The 17,146-nt window shown below is 61.0% G+C and carries 11 protein-coding genes and 1 pseudogene; 6 read left to right on the forward strand and 6 right to left on the reverse strand.

The window, feature by feature from the left end; translation table 11 throughout:
• The first annotated feature begins 20 nt into the window (after nucleotides 1–20).
• Complete coding sequence (tssI, locus tag NAV33_RS16990) at nucleotides 21–2,114, forward strand: type VI secretion system tip protein TssI/VgrG (protein ID WP_255982204.1); 2,094 nt, start codon at nucleotides 21–23, stop codon at nucleotides 2,112–2,114.
• A 143-nt stretch (nucleotides 2,115–2,257) separates the two neighbouring features.
• Here tssI and NAV33_RS16995 read toward each other — a convergent pair whose 3' ends face one another.
• The 6 genes and pseudogenes from NAV33_RS16995 to NAV33_RS17020 all read right to left on the reverse strand — a co-directional run bounded on the left by NAV33_RS16995 (nucleotide 2,258) and on the right by NAV33_RS17020 (nucleotide 10,117).
• Nucleotides 2,258–2,647 (reverse strand): GFA family protein, encoded by a 390-nt coding sequence (locus NAV33_RS16995; RefSeq protein ID WP_255982206.1) that lies wholly within the window; start codon nucleotides 2,645–2,647, stop codon nucleotides 2,258–2,260.
• 52 nt (nucleotides 2,648–2,699) lie between these two features.
• On the reverse strand, nucleotides 2,700–3,587 hold the full coding sequence (gene yghX / locus NAV33_RS17000) for a YghX family hydrolase (protein WP_255982208.1): 888 nt from the start codon (nucleotides 3,585–3,587) through the stop codon (nucleotides 2,700–2,702).
• Nucleotides 3,588–3,829: 242 nt separating this feature from the next.
• A pseudogene (locus NAV33_RS17005) lies at nucleotides 3,830–5,191 on the reverse strand (heavy metal sensor histidine kinase); the annotation flags it as partial.
• Complete coding sequence (locus NAV33_RS17010) at nucleotides 5,181–5,858, reverse strand: heavy metal response regulator transcription factor (RefSeq protein WP_255982210.1); 678 nt, start codon at nucleotides 5,856–5,858, stop codon at nucleotides 5,181–5,183. The gene NAV33_RS17010 and the pseudogene NAV33_RS17005, both read right to left, overlap by 11 nt.
• A gap of 9 nt (nucleotides 5,859–5,867) precedes the next feature.
• Complete coding sequence (locus tag NAV33_RS17015; RefSeq protein ID WP_255982212.1) at nucleotides 5,868–8,963, reverse strand: multidrug efflux RND transporter permease subunit; 3,096 nt, start codon at nucleotides 8,961–8,963, stop codon at nucleotides 5,868–5,870.
• Nucleotides 8,960–10,117 carry an efflux RND transporter periplasmic adaptor subunit gene (locus tag NAV33_RS17020; RefSeq protein WP_255982214.1) on the reverse strand — a complete coding sequence of 386 codons (1,158 nt, stop codon included), beginning with the start codon at nucleotides 10,115–10,117 and terminating at the stop codon, nucleotides 8,960–8,962. Before NAV33_RS17020 ends, NAV33_RS17015 begins: the two co-directional genes overlap by 4 nt.
• Before the next feature lie 319 nt (nucleotides 10,118–10,436).
• On the opposite strand from NAV33_RS17020, the gene NAV33_RS17025 reads away from it, so the two are divergent.
• Genes NAV33_RS17025 through NAV33_RS17045 form a run of 5 tightly spaced genes read left to right on the forward strand, consistent with a single transcriptional unit; the run spans nucleotide 10,437 to nucleotide 17,091 of the window.
• The gene (locus tag NAV33_RS17025; RefSeq protein WP_255982216.1) at nucleotides 10,437–13,412 is read left to right on the forward strand and encodes a xanthine dehydrogenase family protein molybdopterin-binding subunit; all 2,976 of its coding nucleotides are present in this window, start codon (nucleotides 10,437–10,439) and stop codon (nucleotides 13,410–13,412) included.
• On the forward strand, nucleotides 13,409–14,236 hold the full coding sequence (locus NAV33_RS17030) for an FAD binding domain-containing protein (RefSeq protein WP_255982219.1): 828 nt from the start codon (nucleotides 13,409–13,411) through the stop codon (nucleotides 14,234–14,236). The genes NAV33_RS17025 and NAV33_RS17030 overlap by 4 nt, the downstream gene beginning before the upstream one ends.
• Entirely contained in the window at nucleotides 14,220–14,735 is a 516-nt protein-coding gene (locus tag NAV33_RS17035) for a (2Fe-2S)-binding protein (protein ID WP_255982222.1), read from the forward strand. Before NAV33_RS17030 ends, NAV33_RS17035 begins: the two co-directional genes overlap by 17 nt.
• A complete protein-coding gene (locus NAV33_RS17040; protein ID WP_255982225.1) occupies nucleotides 14,728–16,257 on the forward strand; it encodes an AMP-binding protein in 1,530 nt (509 codons plus the stop codon). The genes NAV33_RS17035 and NAV33_RS17040 overlap by 8 nt, the downstream gene beginning before the upstream one ends.
• Before the next feature lie 30 nt (nucleotides 16,258–16,287).
• Nucleotides 16,288–17,091, forward strand: a complete 804-nt coding sequence (locus tag NAV33_RS17045; protein WP_255982227.1) for an enoyl-CoA hydratase/isomerase family protein — start codon at nucleotides 16,288–16,290, stop codon at nucleotides 17,089–17,091.
• The last annotated feature ends 55 nt before the right edge of the window (nucleotides 17,092–17,146 follow it).

A 17,146-nucleotide genomic window follows, 5' to 3' on the forward strand; every position in this document is an offset into this window, starting at 1 on the left:
CATGAGAACAAGGAGGCGCCATGTTTAACGCGGCCAATGACACCCATTTCAGCCTTACCATCGAAGGCGTCGAACACGACCTGCAGGTACTCGCTTTTACCGGTCGCGAAGCCATCAGCCAGCCCTATCGCTTCGACCTCGAGTTGATTAGCGAACGCCCTGACCTGGACCTGCAGAGCCTGCTGCACAAGCCAGCATTCCTGGAACTCTCTCCCGCCGGCAATGGCATTCACGGGTTGATTCATCGCGTCGCTCAGGGCGAATCCGGCAAACGCCTGACCCGTTACCGACTGGCGATCGTTCCGCAACTGGTCTATCTGACGCACCGTACCGATCAGCGCATCTTCCAGCACCTGAGCGTGCCGCAGATCATCGCCCAGGTGCTCGAAGGTCACGGCATCCAGGCAGACGCCTATCGTTTTCAACTCGGCCCGGTGGTCTATCCGGAGCGTGACTATTGCACCCAATACGACGAGACCGACCTGCATTTCGTCCAGCGCCTGTGCGAGGAAGAAGGCATCCACTATCACTTCGAGCACAGCTCGGGAGGCCACGTCCTGGTGTTCGGTGACGACCAGACGAGCTTTCCCAAACTCGGCCAACCCACCGCCTATCTCCAGGACAGCGGGCTGGTAGCCGACGAGCCTGTGATCAAGCGCTTTGCCGTCCGCCTGGAGACCCGTACCAACCGCGTCAGCCGGCGCGACTACGACTTCGAACAGCCGCGCCTGGTGATGGAAGCCGGCCACAAGGGGCCCGAACAGCAGAGCGCAGCAGGATCTAACCTAGAAGATTACGATTACCCCGGGCGCTTCACGGATCGCACCCGCGGTAAGCATCTATCGCAGCGTGCCTGGGAACGCCACCGTACCGATTATCGGCAGGCTGAAGGCCGCAGCGACCAGCCCACACTCGTCAGCGGGCACCTGCTGGAAATTTCCGACCACCCCCGCCGGGAATGGAACGACCTCTGGCTGCTGACCGAGGTGCTCCACGAAGGCAAACAGCCACAGGTACTGGAGGAGTCGGTTACCAATAGCTCAGGTCAGCAAAGGCGCGCCCACACAGCTCAACCGGAAGAAGGACTTAGTTCGGCGGACGAACACTTCACTCAAGGCTATCGCAACCGTTTTGTCGCGACCCCATGGGATGTTCCCTTCCGGCCCGCTTTGCGCCACCCAAAACTCCGCGTACTTGGCGCCCAGACCGCAATCGTCACGGGCCCCGCCGGCGAGGAAATCCACTGCGATGAGTTCGGTCGAATCAAGGTGCAATTTTTCTGGGACCGTGAAGGCCAAGCGAACGACAAGACCAGCTGCTGGCTGCGCGTCGCCAGCAACTGGGCCGGAGACGGCTATGGCGGTATCGCTATTCCGCGTGTCGGGATGGAAGTGCTGGTCACCTTTCTTGAAGCGGACCCTGACCAACCCTTGGTGACCGGCTGCCTCTACCATGCCGAGCACCAGGTCCCCTACGACCTGCCGGCGAACAAAACCCGCAGCGTATTCAAGACCCTGAGTTCACCAGGCGGTGGCGGCTACAACGAGCTGCGTATCGAGGACCGCAAAGGCGCCGAGCAGATCTACCTACATGCCCAGCGCGACTGGGACGAAAACATCGAGCACGACCAGAAGATCCGCGTCGGCCACGAACGCCACGATACGGTCGAAAAGAATAGCTACACCGAGCTGCAGGCCGAGGAACACCTGACCGTCAAAGCCGAGCGCAAGGTCGAAGTCAAACCCGACGACCACCTCACCGTCGGACAGAACCGACACATCAAACTCGGCACCGCACAACTGACCAAAGCCGGTAGAGAAATCCACCTCAAGGCAGGCCAGAAGATGCTCATCGAAGCCGGCGTCGAACTCACCCTCACTGCCGGCGGCAGCTTCATCAAACTCGACCCCGGTGGCATCACCATCAGCGGGCCGATGGCCAAGATCAATGCTGGTGGCGCGCCGGGTAAAGGCTCGGGCATTAAGATCGAGCCGCCCGTGCTACCGGGAGTGGTGGCTAGTGACCAGGCGGGAAGTCTGTTGAAGAACGCATTGCCCGGCGAGCTGATCAGTGCACCGAACAAGCGCAAGCGGATGCTGGACTTCTCGGGCTAACAGGAATAGAGCACGAGTCGGGAGTTGGCTCGCAGCTAGCCTTGTTCGAGCTTCTTGGCGGTCAGCTCTTCGTGTTGATCGCGGTCGTGCTCGGCTTGCGGCGCCCAACCACAGTGTTTCCGGCCGTACAGCTTTCCCTTTCTCTACTCGCTGCGACCCGTGGCGTCACGATCCTGCTCGTATCGTCTTATGAGCGGAAACGGCGGCAACCAGGACTCACGTCGGACGATCCAGCTTTCGTAGGTTGGCATCAGTTGGTCAGGGGCATCCAGCGATCCCAGGCTTACTTCGATTTCATCCGCGGTACGTGCGAAAACGGACGAGCCGCAGCGGGGGCAGAAAAACCGCCCGGCGTAATCACGTGTTTCGCCATCGATGGTCACCGCGTCTTGAGGAAAGACCGCAGCAGCATAAAAGAGCGCCCCGTGATGCTTACGGCAGTCGAGACAGTGACAAAGGCCGACCCGGTATGGAGGTCCCGACGCCGTTATCCGAACGTTGCCGCAAAGGCAACCGCCTGTGAACTGATCCATTCTGCGTCTCCTTTAAAATCAAGCGATCAGAACGTTCCTTTTACATCTGGACCTACGCCAAGTAGCGCCTGAACCACTCCAATGTGCGATCCCATGCCAGCTCGGCCGCAGCCTCATCGTAGCGGGGGGTGGAGTCGTTGTGAAAACCATGGTTCGCGCCAGGGTAAATATGAGCCTCATAGGTCTTGCCCGCCGCCTTTAACGCCTGTTCATAGGCCGGCCAGCCTTCGTTGATGCGCGTGTCGAGCTCAGCATAATGGAGCAACAGTGGCGCCTCGATCTTGCTTACGTCGTCCGCGTCGGCCTGGCGTCCATAGAAGGGGACCGCAGCGCCGAGCTCGGGATAGGCAACGGCGGCGGCATTGGCCACGCCGCCGCCATAGCAGAAACCGGTAATTCCCACCTTCCCAGTTGTGAACGGATGATCCATCAGCCACTCGACGGCAGCGAAGAAGTCATTCACGAGCTTTTCTGGATCGATTGTCTGCTGCAGCTCTCGGCCTTTATCGTCGTTACCGGGATAGCCGCCCACAGAGCTCAGGCCATCCGGGGCAAGCGCGACGAACCCTGCTTTGGCCACTCGCCGGGCGACATCCTCGATGTAGGGGTTGAGCCCACGGTTTTCATGAACGACAACTACAGCCGGCAATCTGCCGGTGGCATTGGCGGGACGAACCAGATAACCACGGACCTGCCCGTGACCTTCGGGCGATGGGTAGGAAACGTACTCGGGGATGATAGCCGGATCGGTGAATTCCACCTGCTGGGCAAGGGCGTAATTCGGACTCAGCGCGGAAAGGATTGTGGTTGCGGTCAGACCACAGACAGCGAAAGCCCCAGCTCGATCGAGAAACTCGCGTCTGCTGATCCTGCCGTGGGCATAGTAGTCGTACAGCTCCAGCAATTCGGGGGAAAAATCTTTAGCGGTAAGACGAACCATTTTTGCTCTCCTTCTGCGTCAAGTCGGCTGGTGCACAGAGAGCCTAGTACCGAAACGCCTTTTGGGCTGACTCAGAGTGTAAGAGTGCAAGACCGGCCAGCTTTGTAATTCACCCCTGCCTTGAGACGGCCACATCGATAACCGAATGAAATTCACTGATGGGCTTTCAAGCCAAGATCGGCATCGCTTCTCGCCCCGCCGGCCGGACCAGCTTTGCCTCCGCAGACCGCTTTGGGCGGCCGCACGGGCAAGTGCATGCCGAACGTATTAACGCCGTCAGCGCTGCGCACGAAAACGTCGCCACCATGCATTAGCGCGATGGCCTTGACGATGGCAAGACCAAGTCCGTGGTTGGCGCCGCTGTTGCTGCGCGAAGGGTCGGTCCTGAAGAACCGTTCGAACAGTCTCGGCAAGTGTTCGCTGTCGATGACCTCGCCCGGGTTGGCGACGCCGATGCTGACTTGATCCTCCCGCTCAGTGATCCACACCTGAATGCTCTGCCCTGCGGCGGTGTGTTGCACCGCGTTGTTAAGCAGGTTAATCAGCGCACGCCGCATGTGAGCCTTCTCGATCTGCACCGTTGCGTCGCCGCTGACCTGCACCTTCACCTGAGCATCTTCGAAAATGAAATCCAGGTAGTCCAGGGTGGTGGCGACTTCAGCGGCGAGCGAAGCCGATGTCAGCTCAGTCGCCTTGCTACCCTGGTCTGCGCTCGCCAGGAACAACATGTCGAGGATGATGGAGCGCAGCCGCTCGAGCTCCTCAAGATTCGATTGCAGAACCTCGAAATAGTCATCCGCCGATCGCCCCCGGCTCAAAGCCACCTGCGTTTGCCCAATGAGGTTCGTCAGTGGCGAGCGCAGCTCATGGGCCACATCGGCATTGAACGAATCAAGGCGCCCGTAGGCCTGCTCGACCCGTTCGAGCGTGGTATTGAAGGCACTGGCGAATTGCTTCAGCTCAGGCGGGAGCGACGAGAGCTGCAAACGGCCGGAGAGTCGCGGCGGCGTCAGCTTCTGGGCTTCATCGGACAGCGTGATCAACGGTTTCAGGCCGATGCGAGCAACCCAATACCCCAGAGCCGCTGCCAGCAGGACGCCAACGATGGCCAAGCTGACAAGTACCAAGAGCAGGTGGCGCTGGGTTTGCCAGAACGCCTCGGTATCAATGGCGATCAAAAAACGCACAGGTGGACGCTGGTCCTTGGCTGGCAATTCGCGTAGCAGGACTTTTATCGGATAGCCGTAGCCATCGAGCATCAGGTCGCGCATGCCTTCCGGTCCTTGGGCGAAACTACGCAGTTGTTCGTCCGGGTCACCGAATTCGAAACGAGGATCGTCACTGACCGCCCAGAAGCGGATGCGGCTGTCTTCCTTGCGAAGGAGCGTGAGCTTGGCGCTTATCTTGGCCCAGTGCTCAGGCGTTCCATAGCGATTCAGGGCCGACTCGAGCACGCTATAACGCGCATCCAGTTCTGCCTCTGGCAGCAGCCCCAGGCCTTTGCCGACCTGGTGGTAAAGCGTCCAACCGATCAATAAAAAGATCACCGTCGCCACGAGCGTGAACATGCCGCTCAGGCGCAGCGCGATAGAGTCAGTAGACACGACGGTCTTCCAATACGTACCCCATGCCACGAATGGTGTGCAGAAGCTTGTGCTCGAAGGGACCGTCGAGCTTGGCTCGCAAGCGCTTGATGGCGACTTCGACGACGTTCGCGTCGCTGTCGAAATTGATGTCCCACACCGTTTCAGCGATCGCGGTTTTCGACAAGATTTCCCCATGACGCCGCGCCAGCACGCTGAGTAGCGCAAACTCCTTGGCGGTGAGGTCCAGGCGAACGTCAGCCCGGGTGGCCTTGCGGCTGATCAGGTCGATCCAAAGGTCGGCAATGCTGATCTGTACCGGCTCGTGACCGCCGCCGCGCCGCGTAAGGGCTTGCAAGCGGGCCACCAGTTCGAGAAAGGAGAAGGGTTTGCCTAGGTAGTCATCGGCCCCTTCGCGAAGGCCCCGAACGCGATCTTCCACCCGCTCGCGCGCGGTAAGCATGATTACCGGCGTCTGCTTGCGTGCCCGCAAGCTGCGAAGCACGCCAAAACCGTCGAGTCCAGGCAGCATGACGTCAAGAATGATGACTGCATAATCGCGCTCAAGCGCAAAGTGCAGCCCTTCGACACCGTCACCTGCGCGGTCCACCGTGTAGCCTTGCTCGGTCAAGCCCCGGTGCAGATAACCAGCGGTTTTCTCTTCGTCTTCGATAACCAGAACACGCATGGCCCAGCCTCAATGATTGGTCGCTGGCTGCAAGGTTGGCTTGCGCCGATGGAATAGCCGCTCGAGCCACAAGTATATGACCGGCGTGGTGAACAGCGTCAGCGCCTGACTGACCAACAGGCCGCCCACCACCGCCATACCCAGCGGCTGACGCAGCTCCGCTCCGGGACCGGAGCCGATGATCAGCGGGACCGCACCGAGCATTGCGGCAAGCGTCGTCATGATGATGGGCCGGAAGCGAGTGACACACGCCTCGTAGATGGCGTCCTGTGGCGACAGGCCACGGCTGCGCTGCGCGTCCAGGGCGAAGTCGATCAGCAAGATGCCATTCTTCTTGACGATGCCGATCAGCAACACCAGCCCGATCAGCGCCATGATCGAGAAGTTCTGACCGAACAACCAGAGCATCACCAACGCGCCGAGCCCCGCCGCAGGCAACGTGGAAATGATAGTCAAGGGATGAACGAAGCTTTCGTACAGCACGCCGAGGATGATGTAGACCGCTACCAGCGCAGCGAGAATCAGCCAGGGCTGGCTCGCCAGCGAGCTCTGGAAGGCCTGCGCCGCGCCCTGAAAGCTGCCACTGATCTCGGTCGGCATGCCGATTTCGTTCTTGGCCCGCTCAAGCATGCTCACCGCATCGCCAAGCGCCACCCCAGAGGCGAGATTGAACGACAAGTTGGACGCGGGAAACATACCGTCATGACTGATCGACAGCGGCCCGCTGACAGGCGCGTCGATCCTCGCCACCGCGGACAGTGGCACCATTTCGCCGCTCAACGGGGATCGCATATAGAAATAATCGAGGCTTTCCGCTCTGCCACGCTGATGCCGGCTAAGTTCGAGAATGACGTTGTACTGGTTCGTCTCGGTCTGGTATTCGCTGATCTGCCGCTGGCCGAAAGCGTCGTACAGGGCCTGATCGACATCGTTGGTGGTCAGGCCGAAGCGTGCCGCAGCGGCGCGGTCGATGCTGATGTGCGTGGTGCTGCCCCCCAGTTGCAAGTCGTTAGAGATGTCACGGAATGCCGGATTTTCCCGCAGCTTTTCGGTCAACCGCTGCGTCCAGGTATTGAGCGTGGGCCCGTCATTACCCTTGAGCACATATGGGTACTGGCTGCGACTGGGACCCGCGCCGAGATTGATGTCCTGCCCCGCACGCAAGTACAAGACGACGCCCGGCACCGCCCTCAGCTTGCCTCTTACCCGATCGATGAAGGCGCTGGCGGAAACGTCGCGCTGGTCGCGATCCTTCAGCGAGATCCAGAAGCGTCCATTGGCAATGGTCTGGTTGCTACCGGTCACGCCCACCGCATGGGTAAACGCTCTGACCGCAGGGTCTTCGCCAAGGATCTTCGCCAATGCCAGATGCTTCTCGACCATGTCCGGGTAGGAGATGTCGGCCGCCGCCTCGGTGGTACCGAGGATGAATCCGGTGTCTTGCACAGGGAAGAACCCTTTCGGGATGAAAACGTAGCCCGAGACAGCCAACGCCAGTGTCAGGCTGAACAGCCCAAGCATGATTCGCTGATGCGCGAGCGCGCGGCGCAAGCCGTTTGCATAGCGGCTTAGCAGCCGCTCGCCGAAACCGGGACGCTGCTGCGCGTCATGATCAGGAGCCCGCATGAATAGCGCGGCGAGCGTCGGCGCCAGCGTCAGGGAAACCACCACGGAAATGAGAATGGTGGAAGTGGCTGTCAACGCGAACTCCTTGAACAACCGTCCTACCACACCGCCCATGAACAACAGCGGGATGAACGCCGCGATCAGCGAGACACTGATCGAAATGACCGTGAAACTGATCTCATTGACACCCTTGATCGCAGCCTCGCGCCTGCCTTCGCCGGCCTCCAGATGACGGTGAATGTTTTCCACCACCACGATCGCATCGTCCACTACGAAACCCACCGCGATCACGATGGCCACCAGGGTCAGGTTGTTCAGGCTGAAACCGAGCACATACATCAGCGCGAGTGAGGCGATCAACGAAACGCCAAGCACGCTGGATACGATCAGGGTTGCCGACCATTGCCGCAGAAACAGCGCCATCACGCCGATCACCAGCACCACCGCGATCAACAGCGTGAGTTCCACTTCGTGCAAGGAGGCGCGAATGGTCTCGGTACGATCGTTGAGTACAGTAACTTCGATCGACGCGGGCAGAAGGGCTTGCAAGCGCGGCAGTTCACCCAGAATGCGATCCACCGTTTCGACGATGTTGGCGCCGGGCTGACGCCTGATCACGAGGTTTAGGCCTGGTTCATCGCCCGACCAGGCGCGCACGTAATCATTTTCCGATCCGCTCGTAACCCGCGCCACATCGTTCAGGTGCACCGGAGCACCATCGACGTAGGAGACGATCAGTTGCCCGTATTCCTCGGGCTGGAACAGCTGGTCGTTGGTCGAGATCGTCGAGATGCTCGACTCGCCATAAAACGCGCCCTTGGCCAGGTTGAGGCTGGTGTTCTGAATCGCCTGGCGAATGTCCGCCAGGGTGAGGCCGACCGCCGCCAGTTTGTCCGGCGATGCCTGCACGCGGATGGCCGGGCGACGCTGGCCGGTGATATTGATCAGCCCGACCCCTTCGATCTGACTGAGCTGCCTTGCCAGCACGGTTTCGACCTGGTCGCTCAATTCCGTCGCAGGCATCAAGGCGGAACTGACGGTGAGAATCAGCACGGGGCTGTCAGCGGGATTGACCTTTCTCCAGGTCGGCAGGCTCGGCATATCCTGTGGCAACTTGCCGGCTGCACTGCTGATCGCGGCCTGTACCTCCTGCGCAGCGGTATCGATGCTCTTGTCGAGGGAGAACTGCAGTATCAGGTTGGTCGAGCCCAGTGCGCTGCTTGAAGTCATCTGCGTCAGGCCGGAAATCGCGCTGAATTGCACTTCCAGCGGCGTCGCCACAGATGACGCCATGGTTTCCGGGCTGGCGCCAGGTAGCTGCGCCGTCACTTGGATGGTCGGAAACTCCGCCTCTGGCAACGGGGCAACCGCCAATCGGGGATAGGCGATCAAGCCCATCAGCAGCATGGCGAAGGTCAGCAACAAGGTCGCGACCGGGTGATGGACGCACCAGGTCGATACCGAACCCCGGCTGCTCATTGCTGCGCCTGTATGGCAAGCGTCTGTTCCGATGGCGCTTCGAGCACCTCGACTTTTGTGCCCGGCTTAAGTCGCGATTGACCATCGCTGACCAATACATCGCCGGCTTGCGCGCCCTCGATGATGACTGTCTCGCTGTCGCGATAAATCAGCTTCACCGGCACCACCTCAGCGACATCACCGTTGAGCCGATAGACGAAGTGATTGTTCAGGCCGCGCAGCACCGCCTTGGGCGGGACGACCAGCGCGTTCTTGTAGAGCGCGGTCTGCACCTTGACGTTCACCAATTGCCCGGGCCAAAGGTTCTGGTCGCCGTTATCGAATTCGGCCTTAGCCCGTAGCGTGGCGGTGGTGGTGGAGATTTGATTGTCGATCAGGGTGAGGCGGCCTTTCCCGAGCACGTTCTGCGCCGACCTGTCATCGCTCACGTAGGCTTTGACGATTGCTGATTCCGGCGCATCGAGTAGCCGCTTCAGGGTCGGCAACATCCCTTGCGGCAGCGAAAACTCCACCGCAATGGGTGCGATTTGCGTGACCGAAAACAACCCCTCGGCATCGCTCATCCGCAAAAAGTTGCCCTCGTCCACATTGCGAATGCCCACCCGGCCAGCAACCGGCGACCGAATCTGAGTGTGGGACAGTTGTACCTCGGCTGCGGCAATCGCGGCCTTGTGCCCCGAAACCGTAGCCTTGAGTTGATTGAACAGCGCCTGCTGTTGATCGAAGGTCTGTCGTGACACGCCGTTGTCGGCAATCAACAAACGGTATCGCTTGAGATCGATTTCCGCTCCATCCAGTTGCGCCTGGCTTTGCCCCAATTGCGCCTTGGCCTCGGCGAGGCTGGCGCGGATCGAACGGTCATCTATGGTGGCAAGCAATTCGCCCGCCTTCACCCACTGCCCTTCCCGGACGTGGTGGCGGGTCAGCATGCCGTCGACTTGAGGACGGATCACCACGCTGTGCAGCGAAGCCACTCGGCCGATGCCGCTTGCATAAGCCGCCACATCCCTTTTCTCGACGGCCACAACCCGCACCGGAACCGCAGTGGAGGTTAAGGCCTTGGTAACGGCAGGCTCGCTCGATAGCCAGCTGCCTGCGATAGCCAGGCCGACTAATCCACATAAGGCTGCAATTACTTTGGTTCGGGTACGCATCGATAGGACGCCAGACGAGGTTATTAGATTTTTGTGGCTCACTTATAACCTGCCGGACGGGTCAGCAGAATGACCACCAACTGACAGCGCTGTCAGCAAGGGCTAGCTGCGGGACCGAATTGTCGTCACCGGTCGCAACGCCGTGCTCCATCAGTAATCTTTTCAGTACCGCTGACATGTCGTCACGCCTAAAAGCGCACACAAAATCAGACTCAAAGGTAAATCCGACGACTCATGGGTAAAAACCCGTAGCGGGGGGTAAGGCAACCTATTCGACGTCTGCCAATACTCGGGACACAAACAGAACAAGAGTCCCGCAATGAATATGTACCAACCCACCGAGCGGAACGAGGCCGGCCAGATCGGACGTTCCCAGGCTCGCGTCGAAGATGCGGCGCTGTTGCGTGGGCTGGGCCGCTATGCCGATGACATGGCCACCCCGCCCGGCACCCTGCACGCTGCCATTGTTCGTTCGCCCCATGCGCACGCTCGCATCATCTCGGTCAATGCCTCGCCTGCACTGGCCATGAAGGGCGTACATGCCGTGCTCACCGGAGAGGACGTCAAGCGTTGGGCAAACCCTTTTCCAGTCGGCGTCCGTGCCCCCATGGAGCATTGGTGCCTGGCGGTGGACAAGGCTCGCTATGTGGGTGAGCCCGTCTGCGTGGTCATCGCAGACGACCGTTATCTGGCCGAGGATGCGCTTGACGCGATTCAGGTCGAGTATGAGCCGTTACCGCCGATCATCGATCCGGAAGCCGCCACCCAAGAGGAAGCGCCCGTACTCCATGAGGCGGTGGGTAGCAACGTGGTCAATGAGCGTAACTTCCGCTACGGCGATCCGGAGCGGGCGTTCGAAGAGGCGCCTCACCGGGTGTCGATCAAGGTCCACTACCCGCGAAACTCCTGCACTCCGATCGAGTGCTATGTGGTTCTGGGACATTACCAGGCAGCCACCGGCACCTATGACGTCCTTTCCAATTTCCAGGGCCCCTACGCGCTGCACTCGGTAATGGCACGTGCGCTGAACGTCGCAGGGAACCGCCTGCGCCTGCGCACGCCGCCAGATTCAGGTGGCAGCTTCGGCATCAAACAGGGGGTGTTCCCCTATGTAGTTCTCATGGGCCTGGCGTCACGCAAGGTCGGCGCCCCGGTCAAGTGGGTCGAAGACCGACTGGAGCACCTGCAGGCCTCATCCAGCGCCACCAACCGCGTCTGCGAGATTCAGGCAGCAGTCGAGAGCGATGGCCGCGTGGTCGCCTTGCACTACGACCAGATCGACGACTGCGGTGGCTACCTGCGCGCGCCGGAGCCCGCCACCTTCTACCGTATGCACGGCAACCTGTCCGGCGCCTATGCCATTCGCAACCTGTCGGTGCGCAACCGCGTCGTGCTCACCAACAAGGTACCCAGTGGGCTCAACCGCGGTTTTGGCGGCGGCCAGGTGTACTTCGCACTGGAGCGCCTGATGCATGAGGTCGCGGTCCAGCTTGGTCTGGACCCGCTGCAGGTTATTCGGCGCAACCTGGTTCCGGCGGGCGTGTTCCCCTATCGAGCTGCCGCTGGAGCCCTTCTCGACTCAGGCGACTATCCCGCAACCGTCGACCTCGCCATTCGGGAGGGTGGACTCGACGAACTGCTGCGCCGCCAGAAACAGGCACGTGCCGAGGGCCGCCTCTATGGCATCGGCTACACCGCCGTGGTCGAGCCGTCGATTTCCAACATGGGCTACATCACCACCGCGATGACGCCCGAAGAGCGGCGCAAGAGCGGTCCCAAGAACGGGGCGGTCAGCACGGCCACCGTCAGCGTTGACCCGCTTGGTGGCGTGACGGTCCATATTTCGTCGACCCCCCAGGGCCAGGGTCACCAGACCGTTGTCGCCCAGATCGTGGCGGAGGTGCTGGGCGTGGCGCTCGGCAGCATTAACGTCAATGTCGAACTGGACACAGGCAAAGACGCCTGGTCGATCGCATCGGGCAATTATTCCAGCCGCTTTGCTGGCGCGGTCGCAGGCTCGGTATACAACGCAGCGGTAAAGATCCGTGAACGCATGGCCGGTATTGCGGCCGCGATGTGGGATGTACCTGCGGATCAGGTGCGCTTCGCCGGTGGCAAGGTTTTCGTTGAAGACGGCCCCAGCCAAGCCTTCCATCGTATTGCAGGATCAACCCATTGGTCGCCTGGCCTTCTCCCTGAAAATGAAGAAGGCGGACTGCGCGAAACCGCCTTCTGGACGCCGCCTCAGCTGACCGCTCCAGACGACAACGACTGCATCAATAGCTCGCTGTGTTACGGCTTCATCTTCGATTACTGCGGCGTGGAAATCGATCGGATCACAGGTCAAGTCCATATCGACCGCTACGTCACCTGCCACGACGCCGGCCGAATCCTCAACCCGATGCTGGTCGATGGGCAGATCCGTGGCGGATTCACCCAAGCGCTCGGCGTCGCGCTGATGGAAGAGTTCGCCTATGGCGACGACGGCAGCTTTCTTTCGGGCACCTTTGCCGACTACCTGGTACCGACTGCGCCCGAGGCCGTGGAACCGGTGATTTTGCATATGGAGACGCCCTCGCCCTTCACCCCGCTTGGCTCCAAAGGGGTGGGCGAAGGCAACAACATGAGTACACCGGTGTGCATCGCCAATGCCGTGGCCGACGCACTGGGCCGTTCGGATATCAAGCTGCCGATGACGCCGTCACGCGTGCGCAGCATGATCGGCATCGACGAGCCACCACCGCCCGAAGGCGTGGTGTCTGAAGCACCACGGGTCGCCGGTGGCTCGGCGCTGCAGGCACAGGACTCGGTGGTAATTCCGGCGCCGCCACAGCAGGTTTTCGATGCCCTGCTCGATCCGGAAACGTTGCAGTCGATCATCCCTGGTTGCCATGCGCTCGAGCTGGAAAGCGAAAACCATTACCGCGCCGATGTAACCGTAGGCGTTGGAATGATCCGCGCTCGCTTCGCGGCGCGTGTTGGGCTCACGGATCTGGACCCGCCGCATTCGCTGCGCCTTTCCGGCTCGGGCAACAGTCCGATGGGCTCGGCGACCGGTAGCGCCAAGGTCACCTTCGTCGAGCTGGACAACGGCCATACGCGACTGGAATACGCCTACGACGCAGCCGTGAGCGGCAAGGTCGCTGCCGTGGGCGGACGCATGCTGCAGAGCGCCTCGAAAGTGATCATCGGCCAGATATTCACCCGCCTCGCCCAGCGCCTGACCGGCAAGCCAGTGAAGACCAGCCCCTGGCAACGATTGCTCGCCCTGCTGGGCTTGGGAGGTGCGAAATGAAACCTGCTGCATTCGATTACGTCCGCGCCGCCAACAAGCGCGAAGTGCTGCAGTTGCTCGCCGAGCACGGCGAACAGGCCCGAGTCATCGCTGGCGGTCAATCGCTGATGGCGGTGCTGAATATGCGCCTGGCACAGCCGAAAGTACTGATCGACATCAACCATGCCAGCGACTTGCACTACCTGAATCTGGAAAAAGGTCGATTGGTGGTCGGCGCCGCCGTGCGCCAGGTCGAGCTGATGGATCGCCCAAGCCTGGCCGACGAAGTACCACTGCTGGCCCAGGCCATGCCCTGGATCGGCCACTTCCAAACCCGCAATCGCGGCACCGTTTGCGGCTCGGTCGCTCACGCCGATCCCAGCGCGGAAATCCCCCTGTGCCTGGTCACGCTTGGCGGCACCGTGGTGCTTGAGTCACTCAAGGGCAAACGTCGGGAAATCGCCGCAGCGCAATTTTTCCAGGGCGTACTGACCACCGAAAAGCGCCCGGACGAGCTGGTCGTTGAAGTGCACTTTCCGCTATGCGAAGCGGGTGTCACCTATCGCTTCCAGGAAATCGCCATGCGCCACGGTGATTTTGCGCTCGTCGCGCTGGCCGCCTGCATTCGGCAAGAGCATGTGGATCTGGGCGTCGGCGGCGTTGCAGACCGCGCCGTCCTGCGCCGCCTGCCCCTTGGCGCGGAGCTGAAAGACGCACTCAACACGTTCGCCTGGTCGCTCGGCGCGCAGGACGATGTACATGCCAGCGCGGCATACCGGCGTCAGCTGGTCCGCGAACTGGGCCAACAACTGATCGAGGGCAATACCCATGCACGCGCCAGCTGACCAGCGCTATCCCGTCAAGTTGGAACTCAACGGCCGGAAGCGCGAAGCGCTCGCGGAGCCGCGTATGCAGCTATGCGACTTTCTGCGCCATGAGCTGGGCGCCACGGGTGTACACGTGGGCTGCGAGCATGGCGTCTGCGGTGCCTGCACCGTGCTCGTGGACGGCGTGGCCTCGCGCTCCTGCTTGATGCTGGCGGTACAGGCTCACGAGCGTCGGATCGATACCGTGGAGTCGCTCGCCCGTGACGACGTCATGAATGATCTGCAACAGGCATTCAGCCGCCACCACGCGCTGCAGTGCGGCTTCTGTACCGCCGGCATTCTGATGTCCTGCGTGGAATACCTCGAACGCGTGCCGAACCCGGACGAAACCCAGGTTCGCGACATGCTGTCCGGCCACCTGTGCCGCTGTACCGGCTACACCGGCATGGTTCAGGCGGTACTCGAAGTAGCACAAAAACGACAAGAAAACCCCGTGGAGAACAACAACAATGTTTGATCTTGGACGCAGCTTCCTCGCCGCGGTCGAACGCCGGCCGCAGACGGTGGCGATCAGCGACGGCGAGTTGAAGAAAACTTACGAGACCTGGTTCGCCGATATTCAGAACGCCGCCCACGGCCTTGAGCGACTGGGCCTGAAAAAAGGCGACCACCTGGTTGCCGTCATGCAAAACCGCTGGGAAATGGCCACCTTGCACTGGGCCTGTCAGTTCGCTGGCATCATCATGACGCCTCTGAACTGGCGCTGCAGCGCCGACGACCTGAGCTGGTGCGTCAGCGATGCCGAAGCACGCGTAGTGATTCATGACGACTCGGCACACGAAGCTGTCAGCGCCTGCGAATTCGATGGCGTTCAATGCATCAGCTCCGGGCTGCCAACCAACGGCAACGTCATGAGCTTCGAGCAACTGATTGCCGACGCCCCAAGCGAAACGATCCTGCGCGCCGGCCCCGAAGACTGGTCGCTGATGCTCTACACATCCGGCACCACCAGCCGTCCCAAAGGCGTACCCCGAAGTCACCGTGCCGAACGCGCCTCCGCCGTCGCGCACGTGGCGCAGAATCTGTATGGCCATGAAGAGTGCACATTGGGCGTGATGCCGCTGTATCACACCATGGGCGTGCGCTCATTGCTGTCGATGGCATTGCTGGACGGCCATTTCGTCTGCGTGCCGAAATTCGATGTCGAAGCCACGCTGAACGCCATCGAGCGCGAGAAGATCACCAACCTGTATCTGGTGCCGACGCTCTATCACATGCTTATCGAACACGCTGCGTTCAGCGCCGAGCGTGTCGCCAGCGTGACCAAGCTCGGCTTCGCCGGCGCGCCGATGAGCGATGGATTGATGCAACGGGTCGAGGCGGCATTCAAGCCCGAACTATTCGTCAACCACTACGGCAGCTCGGAAATCTACACCTTCACCATCGACCAGAAGGCCAGCGGCAAGCCCGGCTCGTCGGGGCGTAGCGCGCTCAACCAGCGCATCCGTGTCGTGGCGCTCGACGCCCAGTCAGCCGACGACCTGTGCAAGCCCAACGAAGAAGGCCAGATCATCGCCGACCTTTCCAGCGACGAAGCCTTCGATGGCTACTGGAAGCGGCCAGATGCGGATGCCAAATCCATTCGCGACGGCTGGTACTACACCAGCGACACCGGTTATTTCGATGACGATGGCGATCTGTTCGTCACCGGCCGCGTCGATGATTTGATCATCACCGGCGGCGAGAACGTCAGCCCCGCCGAGATCGAAAATGCCCTGTCCCTCCACCCGGCAGTCGAGGAAGTCGCCGTGGTGGGCTTGCCGGATGAACAGTGGGGCAAGCTGATCGCTGCGTTCATCAAGCTGCGCCATCCGATTACCGAAGATGAATTGGACGCCCATTGCGTCTCGTCCGGCCTGGCGCGCTTTAAGCGCCCGCGTCGTTACGAATTCGTCGACCAGATCCCCAAATCGCCGGTCGGCAAGGTCCTGCGCCGCGTACTCGTCGCCGAGTACGGCCAGCCCGTGACCACTAATTGAATCCCCTTTTCGCACGTAGGAACATCAGACATGAACAGCCAGCAGATCGCCCAATTCCTGGAAACCTCCTTTGACGGCTTTACCGTCGAGCTCAATACCGAACGCGAACGCGCCGACATCATTCTGGGGCGTCCACCGTTCAACGTTATCGCCATGAGCCAGCGCGATACGCTGCGCGAAGTTTTTGAAGCACTGGATGCTCACCCGGACGTGCGTGTCATCGTCCTGCGCGCCGAGGGCGAGCACTTCTCCAGCGGCGGTGACATCAAAGGCTTCCTCGAAGCATCTCCCGAGCACGTCTCCAAACTGGCCTGGAACGTTGCAGCGCCGGTGCGTTGCACCAAGCCGGTTATCGTGGCCAACCGCGGCTACACCTTCGGTGTCGGCTTCGAGCTGTCACTGGCCTGCGATTTCCGTATCGCTTCGGAGACGACCCGCTATGCCCTGCCCGAGCAGAACCTCGGCCAGATCCCGGGCTCGGGTGGCTCCGCGCGGCTTCAGAAGATCATCGGCATCACCCGCACCAAGCACATGGTCATGCGCGCCAAGCGCATCACCGGGCAGCAAGCCTACGACTGGGGCATCGCCACTGAGTGTGTGCCGGATAACGAGCTGGAAAGCACCGTAGACGCGTTGGTTGATGAGCTGCGCCGATTCTCGCCGCTGGCCCAGCGCACCGCGAAGAAGCTGATCAACGACAACGAAGACTCGCCGTTGACGGTCGCCATTGAGATGGAAGGCCATTGCTACAGCCGCCTGCGCAGCTCGGCAGATTTCAAGGAAGGGGTCGAAGCCTTCCACGGCAAGCGCCCGGCGGTGTTCCGCGGCGAGTAAGCGACACCCAAAAGCAAAACGTAACCGAGCGTTGCGCGCCGCCTGGCCAATGCAT

It is taken from the genome of Stutzerimonas stutzeri, assembly GCF_024448715.1.
Classification (GTDB): domain Bacteria; phylum Pseudomonadota; class Gammaproteobacteria; order Pseudomonadales; family Pseudomonadaceae; genus Stutzerimonas; species Stutzerimonas stutzeri_AR.

Bases quoted from the DNA above. Each gene is read 5' to 3' on its own strand.
- tssI (WP_255982204.1), top strand. From the start codon at position 21: ATGTTTAACGCGGCCAATGACACCCATTTCAGCCTTACCATCGAAGGC.
- NAV33_RS16995 (WP_255982206.1), bottom strand. From the start codon at position 2,647: ATGGATCAGTTCACAGGCGGTTGCCTTTGCGGCAACGTTCGGATAACG.
- yghX (WP_255982208.1), bottom strand. From the start codon at position 3,587: ATGGTTCGTCTTACCGCTAAAGATTTTTCCCCCGAATTGCTGGAGCTG.
- NAV33_RS17010 (WP_255982210.1), bottom strand. From the start codon at position 5,858: ATGCGTGTTCTGGTTATCGAAGACGAAGAGAAAACCGCTGGTTATCTG.
- NAV33_RS17015 (WP_255982212.1), bottom strand. From the start codon at position 8,963: ATGAGCAGCCGGGGTTCGGTATCGACCTGGTGCGTCCATCACCCGGTC.
- NAV33_RS17020 (WP_255982214.1), bottom strand. From the start codon at position 10,117: ATGCGTACCCGAACCAAAGTAATTGCAGCCTTATGTGGATTAGTCGGC.
- NAV33_RS17025 (WP_255982216.1), top strand. From the start codon at position 10,437: ATGAATATGTACCAACCCACCGAGCGGAACGAGGCCGGCCAGATCGGA.
- NAV33_RS17030 (WP_255982219.1), top strand. From the start codon at position 13,409: ATGAAACCTGCTGCATTCGATTACGTCCGCGCCGCCAACAAGCGCGAA.
- NAV33_RS17035 (WP_255982222.1), top strand. From the start codon at position 14,220: ATGCACGCGCCAGCTGACCAGCGCTATCCCGTCAAGTTGGAACTCAAC.
- NAV33_RS17040 (WP_255982225.1), top strand. From the start codon at position 14,728: ATGTTTGATCTTGGACGCAGCTTCCTCGCCGCGGTCGAACGCCGGCCG.
- NAV33_RS17045 (WP_255982227.1), top strand. From the start codon at position 16,288: ATGAACAGCCAGCAGATCGCCCAATTCCTGGAAACCTCCTTTGACGGC.